Raw genomic sequence first — 18,328 nt, forward strand, 5'->3', positions numbered from 1 at the left:
TTTAAAATAGTTAAGAGGTTATAATTGAAAGCGTTTAATTTATAAAGAAAATAGGAGAAACCGATATGAATAAACAGGTAAATCCAAATTCATTTTTGCGTACCATTATTGTAATTTCAACTTTTGGGGGTCTTCTTTTTGGATACGATACTGGTGTAATTAACGGTGCCTTACCATATATGTCTGAAAGCCTACATCTCAACTCCTTTACTGAAGGTATTGTTGCAAGTTCCCTTCTTATTGGTGCAGCCATTGGTTCGGTGTTTGGCGGAAGACTATCAGATCATTATGGGCGCCGGAAAAACATCCTTTATCTTGGAGTATTGTTCTTTTTTGCTACACTTGGATGTACCCTTGCACCGAATCTTACTGTAATGGTTATCTTTCGATTCTTATTAGGGCTTGCTGTAGGAGGCGCGTCAGTAACCGTATTAACCTATTTAGCAGAAATCTCGCCTGCAGAGAGCCGGGGCCGAATGGTTACACAGAACGAACTAATGATTGTTACTGGACAGCTATTAGCCTTCGTCTGTAATGCCATCCTTGGAAACACAATGGGTGACCATCCGCATGTTTGGCGTTACATGTTGGTGATCGCAGCATTTCCAGCAATATTATTGTTTCTTGGTATGCTTATAATGCCTGAGAGCCCACGTTGGCTTGTATCAAAAAGAAAAAATGAGGAAGCCTTAGTTGTTCTTAGAAAGATTCGGAAAGAGGATCAGGCTAAATCTGAATTACGAGAGATCCAAACAGCTTTTGATGAAGAGGCAGAGAGTAAAAAACCAATATTTAATGATTTCATAGCTGTACCATGGTTACGTCGCATTCTATTTCTAGGGATTGGAATAGGTGCAGTCCAACAAATTACAGGCGTAAACTCGATTATGTATTATGGTACTCAAATTCTAAGAGATGCTGGCTTTGAAACAAAAGCAGCCCTTATCGGTAATATTGCCAATGGTGCAATATCAGTTATAGCAACTTTGGTCGGAATCTGGCTTCTTGGTAGAGTGGGACGTCGACCATTGCTGTTGGGTGGATTGATTGGTACGACAACAACACTTCTGCTTATAGGAATATTTCCAATTATATTTGAAGGTTCCACGGCACTTCCATATATTGTGCTTACACTGACAGTCACGTTTCTTGCCTTTCAGCAGGGAGCTATATCACCCGTAACATGGTTATTGCTTTCCGAGATATTCCCATTACGTTTGAGAGGTATCGGTATGGGTATTAGTGTGTTTGGCTCCTGGGTTGTGAATTTCTTTGTAGGATTGACATTCCCAATAATGCTTGACAAGATTGGTTTGTCCTCAACATTTTTCATCTTTGTTGCCCTAGGCCTCGCTGCAATTACATTCGTAAAAAAATTCTTACCAGAAACACAAGGGCTTACACTTGAGCAGTTAGAACATTACTTCCGTACTAATAATGATAGTGATGACAACAAAGTATCAAGTAATAGTAAAGCTGTATAAAAAATTATTATAGATATATATAATAATTTTTATGAACAATTTAATTACTTCTGAGAAACATAATATAAAGGAGAAATAAAAATATGAAATTATCATTCAACCAGACACTTAGACAATCAAGTCTAGAAAAAGATTTACAACTTTGTGAAAAGCATGGATATGATGCAATTGAATTACGTTTAAATTTTATAAAAGACTATTTGGAAGAACATTCAATCGATGATCTTGCAGCCTACTTCCAAAGTCATAACCTAAAACCACTTGCATTAAATTCACTTGAATTTGTGACTTTCTGTAATGAAAAGGAATATAGCCAAATAAAAGAAAATTTAACATTTCTTTGTGAAGTCGGCAATAAAATCGGTTGCGATACTATTGTTGTCGTTCCTTCGTTTAATGTAGGTGATTATACAATTGAAGAAATTAAAAATGAATCAGTACGAGTGTTAAATGATTTAGCAGATTATGCAGAACAAGCTAATATGCGGTTAGCTTTTGAATTTGTAGGGCATCCAGATTGCTGTGTCAATACATTTGATCAATGTGATGCGATTATAAAAGAAGTAAACCGAGATAGTGTTGGAATGGTGTTAGATATTTTCCATTTTCATTCACTTGGTTCAAACATTGAAGACCTTAAAAATTATGATCCAAACAAGATTTTTGTTATACACATTGATGATGCCGATGATTTCCCGCGTGGATATTTAAAAGAGAATATACATCGTTTATTCCCTGGTGATGGAGCAATTGACCTAGACCTGATACTCCAAACATTAAAGGAAATTGGTTATGATGGTGCAGTGTCTGTTGAGCTGTTTAGAAAAGAATATTACGAATGGGATGTAGAAGAATTCATAAAGGTAAGTAAAGAAAAAACTGCTAGAGTTGTTGGAAAACACTATAGTATTCCTGTTTGTTAAATTTTCTTTGAACCATTTAACAAGAGAATGACGATCTACAACAAGATTTAGGATAAGCCCCCTCCTTAAAACATAATATTAATCCGCATATAAAATGGGTTTAAGAAAAGAACATCATTTCACCAATTAACTGAGAGGGGAGATTGCCTTCCCTCGAATTAGAAAGCAATACTCGTGCCCGAAGTATATCAACCGGTTTATCTATCTCCTGACTCGGGCCCCAATATTTACAACGCTATAGCTGTAGTAAACTAAACTTGCAAAAGAGCAGGAATAATTGAAACATAACATAAGCAAAGATAGCTATAAACATAGCATTTTATAGTATTTTTATATATTGTGATTTTGTTAAGCGCTTAACAAGAAGTTTCTATAATTAACATAATATAGTTACTATCTTTTTTTAATAAAAATAAGGAAAGTGTGGGGATTAAAATGTTAAAAAAATTATTTCAATCGCTTTTTGTAGGTATGTTAGTTTTGTCAGTTTTTTTAACTGGGTGTAGCGCGATTAACACTGGTACTAGTAATCAGAAAGCTACTACGAAAGATAAAAACAAAAAAATTGTGGTTGGATTTTCAATAGGTACTACTAAACAAGAAAGATGGCAAAAAGAAGTAGATATGGCTAAAAAATATGCTGCTGATCATGGTTTCTCATTACTAGTTCAGTCCTGTGAGGAAGATCCCAACAAGCAGATACAGCAAGTACAGAACATGTTATCACAAGGTATCGATGCCCTATTAATCTCCGCACAAGATGGTGACTCATCAGGTGTTGTAGTAAAGATGGCACATGATGCTGGAGTTCCTGTAGTGGCTTATGACAGATTAGTTAGAAATGGGGATTTGGATTATTATATAACTTTTGATAATGAGAAAGTAGGAGAATTACAAGCAAAAGCTCTTGTAGAAAAGTACCCAAAAGGTAATTATATTTCGATTTTAGGTGGCCCTGAAGATAACAATGCACATTTAATTAAAAATGGACAGGAAAAAGTATTAAAACCATACATCGATAAAGGTGACATAAAAATTGTTACACAGCAATGGTCCAAGGGGTGGGATCCGACGGAAGCAATGAAGAATACTGAAAATGGATTAACAGCTGCAAATAATAATGTGGTCGCTGTACTAGCATCTAATGACGGAACAGCAGGTGGGGCAATTCAAGCATTACAAGCTCAAGGCTTGGCTGGAACGGTAGGAGTATCTGGACAAGATGCAGACATTGCAGCTTTACAAAGAATTGTAGCAGGCACACAGACAAGTACTGTATATAAACCGACACAAATTTTAAATTCAACTGCTATGGAGCTTGTTTATAACTTAGCCAAAGGTGATAAGAAGTCAGTAGAAAATATGGTATCAGGTAATATTCAGCATGGACATGTTGGAAAGGTAGATAATGGTACGAAAGACGTAACCACGTTTCTCATGGATGTAACAACAGTTACAAAAGACAATATCATGTCGACTATTATCAAAGATGGATTCCACAAAATGGATGAGGTATATAAAGATGTTCCAAAGGATCAACGGCCAAAGCAATAATTAATAAATAAAAATGAAAACGCTGCCTAGGGATTGTACTTGGTGTCTTAGGCAGCGATTTTTTCACAATGGGATAGGGGTGACTATATGAGTGATTACATTCTGGAAATGAGACAGATTACAAAGGAATTTCCCGGGGTCAAAGCATTGAGTGATATTAATATTAAGGTTAAAAGAGGAGAAATCCATGCACTATGCGGAGAAAATGGTGCTGGAAAATCAACGTTAATTAAAACGTTATGTGGAATATATCCATATGGAACTTATAGTGGAGAAATTGTTTTTAATGGACAGGTCCAGCAATTTCAAGAAATTCGTGATGCAGAAGAGAAAGGTATTGTTTGCATTCATCAAGAGTTGGCACTTGTTCAGGAATTATCGGTACAGGAAAATATTTTTCTCGGAAATGAACCCAATAATTTGGGTGTGATTAACTGGGATGATATGTATAACAAAACTGTACAACTTTTAGAACAGCTAGAACTTCGTGTGGACCCAGAAGAAAAGGTGGGCAATCTTGGGGTTGGACAACAGCAGTTGATTGAAATTGCAAAAGCCCTCTCAAAAAATGCAAAATTATTAATCCTCGATGAACCGACATCTGCTCTAACGGAAAAAGAAAGTGAAATATTAATTGGTATTATTAAGAAATTAAAAAAACAGGGTGTTACATCCATTTATATTTCCCATAAACTTGATGAAGTTATGAGTCTAGCAGATTCGATTTCAGCAATAAGAGATGGCCAGTATATCGGTACGGAGATTGCGGAGAAAATCGATAAAAACAAACTTATTTACATGATGGTTGGCAGGGTGCTTGATAAACTATTTCCCCGTGTTGAACACTCTAGAGGGGAACTTGCATTTGAAATCCGAAATTTTACTGTATATGATCCAAGTAAAATAAATAAGAAGATTATTGATAATGTTACTTTTCAGGCCTATCGTGGTGAAATTGTTGGGATTGCGGGTCTAATGGGTGCGGGACGAACAGAGTTTGTTTCCAGTATTTTTGGGGCATTTCCTGGAAAAGTAGAAGGTGAAATATACCTTGAAGGAAAAAAAGTAACCATTAATAACCCGTTTGATGCCATAAAAAATGGAATTGCCCTTGTCTCTGAGGATCGTAAAGGTTCAGGGCTTGTTTTAGACATGGATATAAAACAAAATATTTCAATGGCAAGTTTGGATGCAGTTAGTAAGTTAATTATCAACGAAAATAAAGAAGTAACCATTTCAAATAAGTTCGTTTCAATGTTGAATATAAAAACATCTGGCGTTGAAACCATTGTCAATAATTTAAGTGGAGGAAACCAACAAAAGGTTGTTATTGGAAAATGGTTGATGACGGAGCCAAAGGTATTGATTTTAGATGAGCCAACACGCGGGATCGACATTGGAGCAAAATATGAGATTTATAAAATCATGAATGATCTCGTGGATAAAGGGGTCATCGTGGTTATGGTTTCTTCTGAATTAGAAGAAGTATTAGGGATGAGTGATCGGGTATACGTGATGACGGAGGGCAACTTTTCAGCAGAATTAAGTATAGAAGAAGCTAGCCAAGAAAAAATTATTTATTACGCAACGGGAGGTAAGTAAGATGGAAACAATCACGAAAGCTCCAACAAAGGGCCTTGAAAGTGAACAAACAATAGACTTAAAAAAGAAAAGTTATGATATTAGGGCTTATACAATGCTTATCGGTCTCGTAGTAATTATGATCATGTTTGCCTTTTTTACCGACGGGGTCTTTTTATCTGCTCGTAATCTTTCTAACTTAGCAATGCAGATGTCCGTTGTATCTTTACTTGGGACAGGAGCGGTTCTTGTTATCGTAACGGGGAATATTGACTTATCTGTGGGTTCCCTCGTTGGTTTATCAGGTGGGCTTGCCGCAGTCTTTATGGCATGGGAAGGGTGGGGAACACTCCCGACAATCGCTGTGGTTTTAGTTTTTGGTGTAATTATTGGAATTATTCATGGCTTTGCTACTGTTTATCTTAATATCCCTGCTTTTATTGTTACACTTGGTGGGATGATGATCTACCGTGGAATATTACTCGGTATCACAAAGGGAGTAACGATTGCTCCCATGAATAATAGTTATCAAATTCTAGGTCAAGCCTATATAAATAACAATGTAGGACTATTTGTAGCGTTAATTGCGATTGTTACGATAGTGGTGTTATCTGTAAGAAAGCGGCAATCAAGAGTGAAATATAATTTAAGGTTAGAACCCATGCCACTGTTTACTTGGAAACTTATCTTAATAGCAGGGTTAATTTCAGTTTTTGTTATATTAATGAATACTTATAGAGGTATTCCAATTCCAGTATTTTTTATGTTAGTGTTTGCTATCTTGTATACGTTTATAGCTGAAAAAACAAAATTCGGAAGAAGTATTTATGCAATTGGTGGAAACATACAGGCAGCTAGATATTCTGGAATAAAAGTTAAAAAAGTGGTTTTAATTGTATTTGCTTTAAATGGTTTAATCGCCGCTTTTGCCGGTATTATATTGTCAGCACGTTTAAACGCTGGGGTGCCAGGTGCAGGTAATATGATGGAACTTGATGCAATAGCAGCAGCGGTAATTGGTGGAACAAGTTTGGCAGGCGGTCGGGGAAGAGTGAATGGTGCCATCTTAGGTGCTTTAATAATGGCGACTCTTGATAATGGGATGAGTTTATTGAATATAGATGCCTTTTGGCAATACATTGTCAAGGGATCGATTCTTGTTTTAGCGGTATGGTTCGATAATGCTTCTAAAAATAAAAAAGCGTAGGTATCGAAAGAAGAAGTAAATATTATAAAATTATCATTTGAAATGTGACAATAAAACTATTTAGTGAAGCGCTTAACATAAATTTGTATGTAAATCAAACATTTCATAGATTGAATAGTTGAGTAGCAGTTAGGAGGGAAGCTAATGGAGTTACTGGAAATGAAAGATGTCAGTAAATCATTTTCTGGAGTTCAAGTCTTGCATAATATTAACCTGGATATTCAAAAAGGTGAAGTTCATGTGCTCTTGGGGGAAAATGGCGCTGGGAAGTCGACAATTATTAAAATTTTGACTGGTGCCTACTCTAAGGATACAGGGGAGATAAACTGGGAAGGAAAAAATGCGAACATAACGGAACCTAAAGATGCCATCAATATTGGAATTGCCACTATTTATCAAGAACTAAACCTTATACCTCAACTTTCGATAGCAGATAATATCTATTTGGGTCATGAACGAAAGAAAGGAGGGCGTTTTTCTCTTCTTGATCGTGCCCAAATGAAAGAAAAAGCAAAAGAACTAATGGAAAGACTCGGTCAAAAAGTAAATCCAGATGAATTAGTAGGTAACCTGGGTATTGGACAGCAGCAATTAGTCGAAATTGCGAAGGCGCTTTCTTTGGATGCCAAACTAATAATTATGGATGAACCTACTGCCAGTTTGAGTGGACAAGAAGTTGATCAATTGTTATCTACTGTTGAAAATTTACGGGAACAGGGAATGACGTTTGTCTATATTTCTCACCGGCTAGAAGAAATCAAGCATATTGGTGACCGAATTACGGTTTTAAGAGATGGTACTAAAATTACTACCGTACCTGTAAAAGACACCTCTGTCGATCAAATGATTGAATTAATGGTAGGACGTTCCCTTGATCAAAAATATCCAAAAAAAGCATTTAAGCGAGGGAAAGAAGGATTAAAAGTAGAGAATCTTAAACTGAAAGACTCACCTCACGAGATAAACTTTACTGCCTATCAAGGAGAGATTCTTGGTATATCCGGATTAGTGGGAGCAGGACGATCTGAATTAATGAGAGGGATTTTCGGAGCTGATCTCATAGACTCTGGAAAAATCCATGTATTCAGTGAACAAAAGATTATTCGAAAGCCGAAAGACGCTATTGATGCTGGAATTGCCTTTATTACAGAAGATAGAAAAGGAGAAGGACTTTTCCTGGATCAAACTCTAATCTTTAATAAAACAATAGCTAAACTACGAAGAGTCAAGGAGAAGGGGTTAATTAGCTATAAAAAGCAAAAGGAAGTAGCAAATAAATACGTTAAAGATTTAAAAATAAGACCCAATAATATCAATCTTATGGCTCGAAATTTAAGTGGGGGTAATCAGCAAAAAGTTGTTATTGCAAAATGGCTGTTTACTGAAGCTAGAGTTTTCATTTTTGATGAACCAACTCGCGGCATTGATGTTGGTGCTAAGGTTGAAGTATATAATCTCATAAATGAATTGGTCGAATTGGGAGCTTGTGTCATTATTGTTTCTTCTGAGCTACCCGAAATTCTCGGTATGTGTGATCGCATTCTTGTTATGCACGAAGGAAGAATTACAGGTGATTTAGCACGAAGTGAAGCAAGTCAAGAAGTTATTATGAAAGCTGCAACGGGAGGATGATTAATGATGGAACAGCGTTCACTAGAATTTGGAACAAAAGCTAATCCTGCTTTAAAGGAGAGAAGAAATTGGAGATTTATTATTAATAAGTTTGGTGCACTTTTTGGTTTAGTCGGCCTATGTGTAATTCTTTCAATTCTTACACCGAGTTTCTTGAAAGCGGACAATTTAATGAATATTGCACGACAATCATCCATTAACGCATTGTTATCTTTGGGAATGTTATTGCCTATTTTAACTGCCGGAATTGACTTGTCAGTCGGATCTATCCTTGCATTTGCGATTATTAGTGCAGGTATTGTAACGGTAACTTGGGGAATGAGCCCAATCTTAGCGATTATTGTTTGTCTTGGAATTGGAGCATTGGCAGGTTGGCTAAATGGAATCCTGTTGACGAAATTGCGTTTGCCGCATCCGTTTATCTCAACACTGGGAACAATGAACATTTTCCGTGGATTAGCTTTAATTGTCACTGGAGCTTCACCTATCTTTGGTTTCTCTTATGCCATGAACTTTGTAGGTCAAGAAAATGTTGGAATCATTCCTGTCAGTTTCCTGCTGGTAATTGTAGCTTGTATCGGTTTTCATATGTTTCTGACTCGTACATCAACCGGTAAATATATTTATGCAATTGGCGGTAATAAGGAAGCCGCAAGACTTTCAGGTATTCCTGTTGATCGGATTTTAATTCTTGTTTATACAATAAGCGGGGTTATGGCAGCTCTTGGCGGGCTTGTTTTAATTGGAAGAACGAATTCTGCATCGCCGATTGCCGGATTATCGTACGAATTAGACGCAATCGCAGCAGTAATCATTGGTGGAGCAAGCTTTTTTGGCGGTGTTGGCACAGTATGGGGAACACTAATTGGAGCGATGATTATTGCCGTTTTACGTAATGGTCTAAACTTATTGGGGACCTCATCTGATTTGCAAACAATCATCATCGGATTAGTAATTATAGCGGCAGTATATGTCGATGTGCTTCGTCGTAAAGGGGACAAAAAATAGACTATGAACTTTTAAAAATGTAAAAAGGAGAGCTAGTATATGAGAAAGATTGTTCGATGGGGTATATTAAGCACTGCCAAAATTGCACAGGATCATTTGCTTCCTGCATTTGTAGATGCACAAAATGCTGAAGTTATTGCAATAGCAAGCTCAAACAGTCAAGTTTACAATGTGGCGGAAACATTCAAGATTAAAACTATTTATCCAACCTATGAAGAGCTTTTAGAAGATCCGAATATTGATGCAGTATATATCCCCTTGCCAAATGGGCTTCACCGCGAATGGGCCGAAAAGGCCGCTAAAAAAGGAAAGCATATTCTTTGTGAAAAACCGGCGGCATTAACAGCTAAAGAAGCACAAGAAATGATAGATGTTTGCAAGGAATATGGCGTTATGTTTTTGGAAGCCTTTATGTATCAATTTCATCCGCAGCATCAAAGAGTCAAAGAGATTATTGTTTCAGGTGAGATTGGCGAGGTTAAGTCAATGAGAGCCAGCTTTTCGTTTTTTCTTCACGGGATTGAACATGATATTCGAAGAAGTACGGCTTTAGGAGGTGGCAGTTTATATGATGTAGGTTGTTATTGCCTTCACTCTATTGGAAATATCCTTAACGCTACTCCTGAAGAGGTTTTTGTTTCAGCACAGCACCATCCTGAATACAAGGTGGATATGTCTGTACAAGGAATTGTAAAACTCAATAACGGGCTTACTGCATTATTTGATGCTTCTATGGAACAAGTATTAAGAAATCATTATGAGGTAATAGGAACGAAAGGCAAAATTGAGGTCCCTCGTGCATATTTGCCGAATCTTTTTAATGGTGAAGGGTTGGTTATCGTTAGTAAAGAAAATGGGGAATCGAGGGAAGAGAAAATTGTGGGACAGCAATATGTCCTTCAAGTAGAAGCATTTTCTCAGTGGGTGCTAGATGGAAATTATCCAAATGATTTCGATCTAAAGACGATTCAAAACATGCAGGCGATTGAAATGTGTTTACAATCGATTGAAAGAAATTCATATGTAAAAGTTTCATCATAAAAAGTCCCAAAAAGCTCCTAGGAAAATAGTAAATAATAAGGGGGAAGAAAAAAGATGAAATATTATAAACATATTCTATTAATTTTAACAATGTTGATTCTAGCCATACTATCTGCTTGCTCTAGCAGCAGCACGAGAGATAGCGCAACAAAGGCTAATGGTTCGGAAGATAGCTATAAATTTGGCGTTGTTTTGATGACGCTGAATAGTGAATATTGGAAAATCGTAATGGCCGGTGCAAAAGATGCTGCCAAAGAACTCGGCGTGGAGGTTCAATTTTTTGGACCACCCGAGGAATCACAATATGAACAACAAAACAAAATGATAGAAGATCTGGTTGTTTCTGGTTCAGATGCGATAATAGTAGCGCCAAGTCAGGCTGAAGCTATTCTTCCTGCTTTGAATAGCGCAGACCAAAAAGATATTCCTGTTATACTGGCGGATGCTGATGCGAAATTTGAAAAGAAAGTTTCATTTATCGGAACCGAGAATTATAAAGCAGGGAAGCTCGGAGGAGAATTTGTAAGCAAGCACCTTCAACTTAAAGATGGTGACAAAGTAGCCATTATCCGCGGGCAATTAGGGAGCAAGACACATGATGACCGTACAAATGGTTTTAAGGAAGCATTAAAAGGTAAAAATATTGAGTTTATTATTCAAGATGCACAAAGCGATCGTTTAAAGGCAGTTAGTGTTATGGAAAACATATTAACTGCCAATCCTGATGTTAAAGCTGTGTTTGCAACTTCAGATGAAATGGCGTTAGGAGCTAGTAAAGCTCTAGAGAATAAGGGTAATACAAACATTCCAATTATTGGATTCGATGGTACGCCAAATGGCCTTGATGCCCTTAAAAACGGCAAAATGTTGGCAAATGTTGCGCAGCAGCCTTATCAAATTGGTTATCAGGCAGTCGAAGCAGCTTATAAAACCAAAAAAGGCGAAAAGGTTGAAAAAAGAATCGATACGGGTGTAAATGTGGTCACAAAAGAAAATGTAGAAGAAGAAATTGTGAAAATTAATGGGTATCTTGGAAAGTGATCAAGGTGTCGGAATATAAAATTTGAGGTGGAAGTTGGATGGAGTTATCAATTTGTAGCTGGACATTCGGAGAAGAACCTATTGAAAAAGTTGCGAAATTTGTAAAAGATACTGGCTATGATGCAGTAGAACTTCATGCTAGTCTTGCAGTAAATAATCCGCACTATATAAATCAATTAACAAAGGAATTGGATCTGAAAATAAGTGGTTTAACAGGGGATGCTGGCTGGCCCGATGAAAATAAAGATTTAGCCAATAGAAATCCTGTTAATAGAAAAAACGCGATTGAATATTTTAAAAGACAAATTGAAGCAGTTAATAATGTAAATGGGAGATATTTAGTTGTATGTCCTTCCGCTGTCGGCAAATCTGCTCCTATGGGAAATGGAAAAGAAGATTGGGGATGGGCAGTCGACTCGATTCATCAATTAACTGAAAAAGCTTCTGAATTAGATGTAAAGCTAATTATTGAACCATTAAATCGTTATGAAAGCTGTATTGTAAATTCAGCTGATGATGCTTATCGATTCGTAAATGAAATTAATCACCCTCTAGTTAAGACGCTCTTAGATACGTACCATATGAATATTGAAGAAAAAGATATGGTAGAACCTTTTAGAAGAATATGTGAGATGGTAGAAGTAGTGCATGTTGCAGACAATAACCGTCAAGCATTGGGGAGAGGCCAACTGCCTTTTCAACACATTTTTTCTGAACTACAGAGCCTGAAATATAATCGTACCATTGTGGTTGAATGCAATACTCCTGGTGCCAATCCTTTCAGCGCTGATAAAGGAAGAGATAATATGCAATGGATGTATAAATATGCTGAGGAGTCTCTAGTATATTTAAAAAGATGGTTTCAATAAATCTTATAAATCATAGTTTTTGAGTACTACAACATTAGTAAAATTATCAAAATATATTTATATCAATTTGTATTTTTTTGGAAATACATCAATGGAAAACAAATGACATTATTAAAACGGAGGAACATGTATGTTAGCAGGAGTATTCGAAAAGGTAGGGAATTTAGCTTTACAAGAAAGGGAAGTACCAACTTTAAAATCGGATTTAGACGTAAAAATTAAGGTATTGGCAGCAAGTATTTGCGGAACGGATGTTCACATTTTATCAGACCCGCCAGGTCATCCAGCGACACCGGGTGTTATTCAGGGACATGAATATGTAGGGGAAGTAGTTGAAACCGGTAAAGATGTGAGAAATGTGAATATCGGTGATCGGGTAATTGTTGATCCTACTACTACTTGCGGGTCCTGCCATTATTGCCAAATTGGCAGACCAAACTTGTGTAAAAATTCTTCTACTCTCGGGATTTTTCTTGACGGTGGTTGGGCTTCCTATAGTGTTGTTCCTTCCAAAAATGTGTTCAAGATTTCAAAAGAAATCGCTCCTGAGATAGCTGTTTTAGCTGAACCGTTATCATGTGTTGTCAATGGCAGCGAAAAAGTAAATGTCCAGCCTGGTGAGAGTGTTGTAATTATAGGAGCAGGTCCAATGGGACAACTGTTTACGCAAGTATTAAAAGCTGCGGGCGCAGCAAAAATCATCTGTGCTGATTTTTCGGACTATCGACTAAACTATTCAAAGCTATCTGGGGCCACTCATGTTCTCAATCCAAAGAACGAGGATCTCGTAAAAACAGTAAAAGAAATAACCAAGGTTGGTGCAGATGTTGTCATCGACTGTGTAGGAGTATTATTTGATCAGTGCATAAATCTTGTTCGCAGCGGGGGACAGATCCTTTTAGTTGGAATGAATGAGCATGCACAGCCGCAAATTAAACAATATGATCTTACAAGAAACGAAATCACTGTAAAAGGAACATTTATTCAAAATTATGATTTTCCTAAAGTCGTGAAAATTTTAGAGTCGAACATCCTAAATTTAAATAGTTTGATTACTCATAAAATTACGTTAGATAAACTAGAAGAAGGAATCGAAACAATGAGAAAGGGAGAGGCAATTAAAATAATAGTCTATCCATTGTAATAATAAATACAAACAATAGATTTACAAAATATATAAATCTACATAAATTATTTGGCATGGAAAAAAACTGCCCAAGTCAGAGAATTTATGCATAGACTTTCGCCCATTTCTCTTACAGTGCCTTGCCAAAAGCTTATAAAAAGGCGCTTGAAAGCAAAGTCGTGAGGGTTAGCCCTAAAGACATAAAGAGAAGAAAGGCCATGAGTTGTGTCAAAAAAATTAAAAGAAATTTATATAGAAAAGATAAACTCTACCGGGGGGATAATAATGAAAAATCGATTGATGATAACTGCTATTACCTTGCTGACAGCTATGTTACTACTAGCTGGATGCGGAGGACAGGAAAGTAGTAAGGTTGCTTCTAATGAGAACGGAAACAAGACAGAAAAGGATAGCGGCAAACCAAAAGTTGCGGTTGTACTAAAAGGGTTAGATCAAGAGTATTTTAAGTTGGCAGAAAAAGGGGCAAAACAAGCATTTGAGGATTTAGGGGTAGATGGGACTTTTCTTGCAGCTACAACGCAAACAGAAACAGAAAAGCTTATTAATATTTTGGAGGATTTAACCAATGAAGAGCCGGATGCATTAGTTGTCATGCCAAGCACTGAAGCGGCCATCCCAGTTCTTCAGAGATACAAGGAAAAAGATATTCCAGTTATTCTTATTGATACAGACTTAAAGTGGGACGGAAAAACAGCGTACATTGGTACTGACAACTACACGGCAGGACAGGAAGCCGGTAAATTTTTAGCTGAAAAACTATCAAAAGGTGATAAAATTGCCATTCTTGAAGGTGTGTTAGGAACAGACGTAAATGAGCAAAGGGTAAAAGGTGTAGAAGATGTTATGAAGGAAAAAGGCATTAAGATTACGGCTTCCCAAGCAGCTGATTTTGACCGTGTGAAAGCTGTTACTGTAATGGAGAATATTCTAACGGCCAACCCGGATATTAAAGGCATTTTTACAGCAAATGATGAAATGGCTATAGGTGCTTTAAAAGCAGTCAAGGCCCGTAACTTAAATATTCCAATTATCGGTATTGACGGAACAAGTGATGTTTTAAAGTCGATTAGTAAAGGAGATGTAACCGCCTCTGTGGCCCAAGAACCATATGATATGGCATATAAAGGCGTTGAAAATGCATTGAAAGCGATTAAAGGAGAAACTGTTGAGAAAAATATTGACAGCAGTATAGAAGTGATCACAAAAGAAAATGCTGGAGAAAAATTAGAGAAAGTTAAAAGCATTTTAGACAAGTAGTCTTTAACATTACATGTGAAAGAGCGGTTGATAAACAAAGGCTGCTCTTTCTATCTATATTATGGAAGCCCAGCCATGATATATAGTGTAATTTGTTAAAAAGAAGAATTTGGGAGCAAATTGGTAGGGGTTCACTAATTTCGAGATTAATAGGGAGCTGAAAGTATATGAAAAAAATTCAATGGGGTATTTTAAGTGCAGCAAACATCGCTTATGATCAAGTTCTGCCTGCTTTAAGGCGTTCAGATTGTGCTGAAGTAGTGGCGATTGCTAGTAAAAGCGAGGGACGTGCAGAGAAGTTCAATATACCAACTATTTATAAGGAATATGATCAGTTGCTTGATGATCCCGCCATTGACGCGGTTTACATTCCTTTACCAAATGCGCTCCATGTAGAGTGGGCTATCAAAGCCGCAAAAAAGGGAAAGCATATCTTACTAGAAAAACCGGCTGCATTAAACGTAGAAGAAATGAAAGACATTCAAAAGGCTGTATTGGACAATGGCGTGATTTTTATGGAAGCTTTTATGTATCAATTCCATAAACAGCATCAGAGAGTAAGAGAATTGCTTGAATCTAATTATATTGGAGATTATTTACATATAAAGGCTCATTTTTCCTGGATGTTGGAAGATTGTAACGATATCCGATTAAACCCTGAACTTGGTGGAGGAGCCATGCGTGATGTAGGATGTTACGGTGTTCATGCTATGAGTCAGATAATTGGAATGAAACCAACAAAAGTAACAATGGCAGGCAAAATTCATCCGGAATATAAAGTAGATACACTTTCTACTTGTATTTTTATAGATGAACAAGGACGTACAGCCGAGATCACAGCCAGTATGGAATTACCAATGATCAATCGGTACGAAATTATCGGGTCAAAAGGAACAATTCTAGTAGATTCAGCCTTCCGTCCTGATGCATCGCTAGATAAATCCGGAAAAGTGATTGTTAAAGACCTTAATAATCAGACGGTTTTATATGAAGCTTACGAAGATGATCAATATTTAAATCAAGTAGAACATTTACATGATTGCATTATTAATCGCTGCCAACCAAGATATTCAATTGAAGATTCAATAAAGGTGATACATTATATTGAAAAAGGGTATGAGTCCTTAAATAGATCTTCTGTTACACAGAATTTATTAAATCATTAAAAAAATTTTCTCATTATACCCTTTTATTTTCAAAGATTAGAACAAGAAAATAAAAAGCATAAAAAAAGGCGGTCGAAAATCGTTTTCTCTGATTTTCAACCGCCTTTTTATCTTTATTTATCTTTTAAAATAAAAACTTTTAAAAAATGGATGTTTTTTCTTCTTGTAAACTATTAAAAATATCTTCAATGTGTGTTTTTGCCTTTTGTGCGTATTGATATGGATTACATATTAATGGATCCTGTTCTCCCTCAATTAGAGCCCAACCATTGTATCCTCGTTCAAATAATTCTGAAAAAATAGGCTTGAAGTCTAAACAACCATCCCCAGGTACTGTAAACATACCATTCTGTATACATGATCTTATACTATACTTATTTTGACGTGCCTGATTAAGGATTTCTTGTCGGACATCTTTTAGATGAATATATTTGATTCTATTGTAATACTTTTTTAATAAGGACAACGGATCATTGCCACCATAATACCCATGGCCAGTGTCAAATAACAAATGAACTAGATTTGGATCGCTCATTTCCATTAATTTATCAATTTCTTCTGGTTGCTCCACCACAGTACCTGCGTGATGATGATACACAAGGTACATGCCGTTATCACGACAAATTTCACCGGCTTTATTCAATCCCTCTACCATATACTTCCAACCATCTTCATCTAAACGTAAAACCTCAGTTTCGTCCTGTCCACGTCTTGGATCTTGATTAAGGATGGATCCGCCGATTTCCGCAGTACTTACAACCTTACAGCCAAATGGTTTTAAAAATTCAACATGTTCTTGATAGGCTTGTAATTCAGTTTTATGGTTCTTTGGATCAGAAAACAATACAGATTTCCACTGAGTAGTTAATTGAAGATTATAATCCGAAAGGGCCTTTTTCAGCTCCTGCGGATCTTTCGGAAACTTTCTACTTACTTCAGTTCCTTTGAATCCCAGAGATGAGATTTCAGACATTACTTGTTGATAGGAATAATGATCACCATGTTCTAAGACATCTTCACCAACCCAATTTATTGGATGAATACCTAAATTGAAGGGGATATGCGTCATTAGATTGCCTCCTCTTTTATTGGATTTATCAAGAGTATTTTTGTATCCTAAACGAATAAAAAATTAAGCGCTTAACCTATGCTATATATATTATACTAGTTGATTTGGTTATGCAATAAATAATTTTAGTTTAAAATATTTATATATTAGAAGGGATTGAAGGGACTAGTGTTTGTGGAAACTTTCAGAAAAAAATAAAGAAAACACTTTCAAAAGTAAATAATATAGTCTATAATGAATTTATTAAGAGAAGCGCTTAACTAAATTAATGTAATAGTTATAGAAAGGAAGATTTATTATGGGGAAAATTACAATTGGCATTATAGGTGCCGGTAGAATTGGACGTTTGCACGCGACAAATATTGCTCCGCTGTCCAATGTTAGAATTAAGGCAATTTCAGATATTTATATTGATAGCGTAGAAGAATGGGCAAAACAAATTGGAATTGAAACAGTTACAACGAATTATCAAGACATCCTGAATGATCCTGAAATTGATGCAGTCTTTATTTGTTCTCCAACAAGCACTCATATTTCTATTATTCAAGAAGCAGCCCTAGCTGGAAAACATATTTTTTGTGAAAAACCAATCAGTTTTTCAGTGGAAGAAACACAAAGAGTTCTGGAGATTGTTAAAGAAGCAGGTATTAAATTACAGGTTGGATTTAACCGACGTTTTGATCCGAATTTTAAAAAGGTGCATGATACAGTTAAAAATGGTGTAGTTGGAGAGCCTCATATTTTAAAAATTACAGCCCGTGATCCAGAGCCGCCTCCGGCTGATTATATCAAGAATTCTGGAGGTTTGTTCTTTGATATGGCTATTCATGACTATGACTTAGCTCGATACGTTGTAGGGAGTGAGGTTGAGGAAGTATATGTCCAAGCCGCAAATCTAATTGATCCTATTTTTAGTGAGCTGGGTGACGTAGATACAGCCTTAACTGTTTTAAAGTTTGAAAATGGTACAATTGGTGTGATAGACAATAGCCGTAAAGCGGTATATGGTTACGATCAAAGACTTGAGGTTTTTGGTTCGAACGGTAGTGTATCAGCTCAAAACGAACACCCTACAAATGTAGAAATTAGCACTTCAAATGGGGTAATTAAAGATCCGTTAAAACATTTCTTCCTTGACCGTTACAAAGAAGCGTACATGATAGAAACACATGCATTTATAGACTCAGTAATAAATGATAAACCCCTTGTTTGCGTAGGTAATGATGGACTTCAGGCTGAGTTAATTGCAAAAGCTGCAAAAGAATCTCTTGAAACAGGCAAACCTGTTAAAATTAGAAGAAAAGTTTTGAATTGATTGTGGAATAAACTGCGGGTGAATACGTACACAT

General features: G+C 36.4%; 15 protein-coding genes. 14 read left to right on the plus strand and 1 reads right to left on the minus strand.

The window, feature by feature from the left end; all coding sequences use genetic code 11:
- Nucleotides 1-65 precede the first annotated feature (65 nt).
- From ACE198_RS01195 to ACE198_RS01255, 13 genes are all read left to right on the plus strand, one after another.
- Nucleotides 66-1,484 carry a sugar porter family MFS transporter gene (locus tag ACE198_RS01195; RefSeq protein ID WP_375374405.1) on the plus strand — a complete coding sequence of 473 codons (1,419 nt, stop codon included), beginning with the start codon at nucleotides 66-68 and terminating at the stop codon, nucleotides 1,482-1,484.
- Between the two features lie 83 nt (nucleotides 1,485-1,567).
- A complete protein-coding gene (locus tag ACE198_RS01200) occupies nucleotides 1,568-2,407 on the plus strand; it encodes a sugar phosphate isomerase/epimerase family protein (RefSeq protein ID WP_375374406.1) in 840 nt (279 codons plus the stop codon).
- Nucleotides 2,408-2,842: 435 nt separating this feature from the next.
- A complete protein-coding gene (locus tag ACE198_RS01205; RefSeq protein WP_375374407.1) occupies nucleotides 2,843-3,961 on the plus strand; it encodes a sugar ABC transporter substrate-binding protein in 1,119 nt (372 codons plus the stop codon).
- Nucleotides 3,962-4,048: 87 nt separating this feature from the next.
- Nucleotides 4,049-5,563 carry a xylose ABC transporter ATP-binding protein gene (locus tag ACE198_RS01210; protein WP_375374408.1) on the plus strand — a complete coding sequence of 505 codons (1,515 nt, stop codon included), beginning with the start codon at nucleotides 4,049-4,051 and terminating at the stop codon, nucleotides 5,561-5,563.
- Nucleotide 5,564: 1 nt separating this feature from the next.
- On the plus strand, nucleotides 5,565-6,749 hold the full coding sequence (locus ACE198_RS01215; RefSeq protein WP_375374409.1) for a sugar ABC transporter permease: 1,185 nt from the start codon (nucleotides 5,565-5,567) through the stop codon (nucleotides 6,747-6,749).
- Nucleotides 6,750-6,893: 144 nt separating this feature from the next.
- Nucleotides 6,894-8,381 carry a sugar ABC transporter ATP-binding protein gene (locus ACE198_RS01220; RefSeq protein WP_375374410.1) on the plus strand — a complete coding sequence of 496 codons (1,488 nt, stop codon included), beginning with the start codon at nucleotides 6,894-6,896 and terminating at the stop codon, nucleotides 8,379-8,381.
- Between the two features lie 3 nt (nucleotides 8,382-8,384).
- Nucleotides 8,385-9,389 carry an ABC transporter permease gene (locus ACE198_RS01225; RefSeq protein ID WP_375374411.1) on the plus strand — a complete coding sequence of 335 codons (1,005 nt, stop codon included), beginning with the start codon at nucleotides 8,385-8,387 and terminating at the stop codon, nucleotides 9,387-9,389.
- A gap of 39 nt (nucleotides 9,390-9,428) precedes the next feature.
- Nucleotides 9,429-10,430, plus strand: coding sequence for a Gfo/Idh/MocA family protein (locus ACE198_RS01230; protein ID WP_375374412.1), 1,002 nt, complete (start codon nucleotides 9,429-9,431; stop codon nucleotides 10,428-10,430).
- A 54-nt stretch (nucleotides 10,431-10,484) separates the two neighbouring features.
- Complete coding sequence (locus ACE198_RS01235) at nucleotides 10,485-11,471, plus strand: sugar ABC transporter substrate-binding protein (protein WP_375374413.1); 987 nt, start codon at nucleotides 10,485-10,487, stop codon at nucleotides 11,469-11,471.
- 38 nt (nucleotides 11,472-11,509) lie between these two features.
- On the plus strand, nucleotides 11,510-12,340 hold the full coding sequence (locus ACE198_RS01240; protein WP_375374414.1) for a sugar phosphate isomerase/epimerase family protein: 831 nt from the start codon (nucleotides 11,510-11,512) through the stop codon (nucleotides 12,338-12,340).
- Between the two features lie 130 nt (nucleotides 12,341-12,470).
- Nucleotides 12,471-13,484, plus strand: a complete 1,014-nt coding sequence (locus tag ACE198_RS01245) for a zinc-dependent alcohol dehydrogenase family protein (protein WP_375374415.1) — start codon at nucleotides 12,471-12,473, stop codon at nucleotides 13,482-13,484.
- A 267-nt stretch (nucleotides 13,485-13,751) separates the two neighbouring features.
- A complete protein-coding gene (locus tag ACE198_RS01250; protein ID WP_375374416.1) occupies nucleotides 13,752-14,744 on the plus strand; it encodes a sugar ABC transporter substrate-binding protein in 993 nt (330 codons plus the stop codon).
- Nucleotides 14,745-14,911: 167 nt separating this feature from the next.
- Nucleotides 14,912-15,910, plus strand: coding sequence for a Gfo/Idh/MocA family protein (locus tag ACE198_RS01255; protein WP_375374417.1), 999 nt, complete (start codon nucleotides 14,912-14,914; stop codon nucleotides 15,908-15,910).
- Nucleotides 15,911-16,049: 139 nt separating this feature from the next.
- On the opposite strand, the gene iolE is transcribed toward ACE198_RS01255, so the two are convergent.
- Nucleotides 16,050-16,979: a myo-inosose-2 dehydratase gene (iolE, locus tag ACE198_RS01260; protein WP_375374418.1), complete on the minus strand. Its 930-nt coding sequence runs from the start codon at nucleotides 16,977-16,979 to the stop codon at nucleotides 16,050-16,052.
- A gap of 298 nt (nucleotides 16,980-17,277) precedes the next feature.
- Here iolE and iolG point away from each other — a divergent pair, with 298 nt between their 5' ends.
- Nucleotides 17,278-18,294: an inositol 2-dehydrogenase gene (gene iolG, locus ACE198_RS01265; RefSeq protein ID WP_375374419.1), complete on the plus strand. Its 1,017-nt coding sequence runs from the start codon at nucleotides 17,278-17,280 to the stop codon at nucleotides 18,292-18,294.
- Nucleotides 18,295-18,328 lie beyond the last annotated feature (34 nt).

Origin of the sequence: Neobacillus sp. KR4-4, from assembly GCF_042136325.1 — a bacterium.
Lineage (GTDB): Bacteria > Bacillota > Bacilli > Bacillales > Cytobacillaceae > Neobacillus.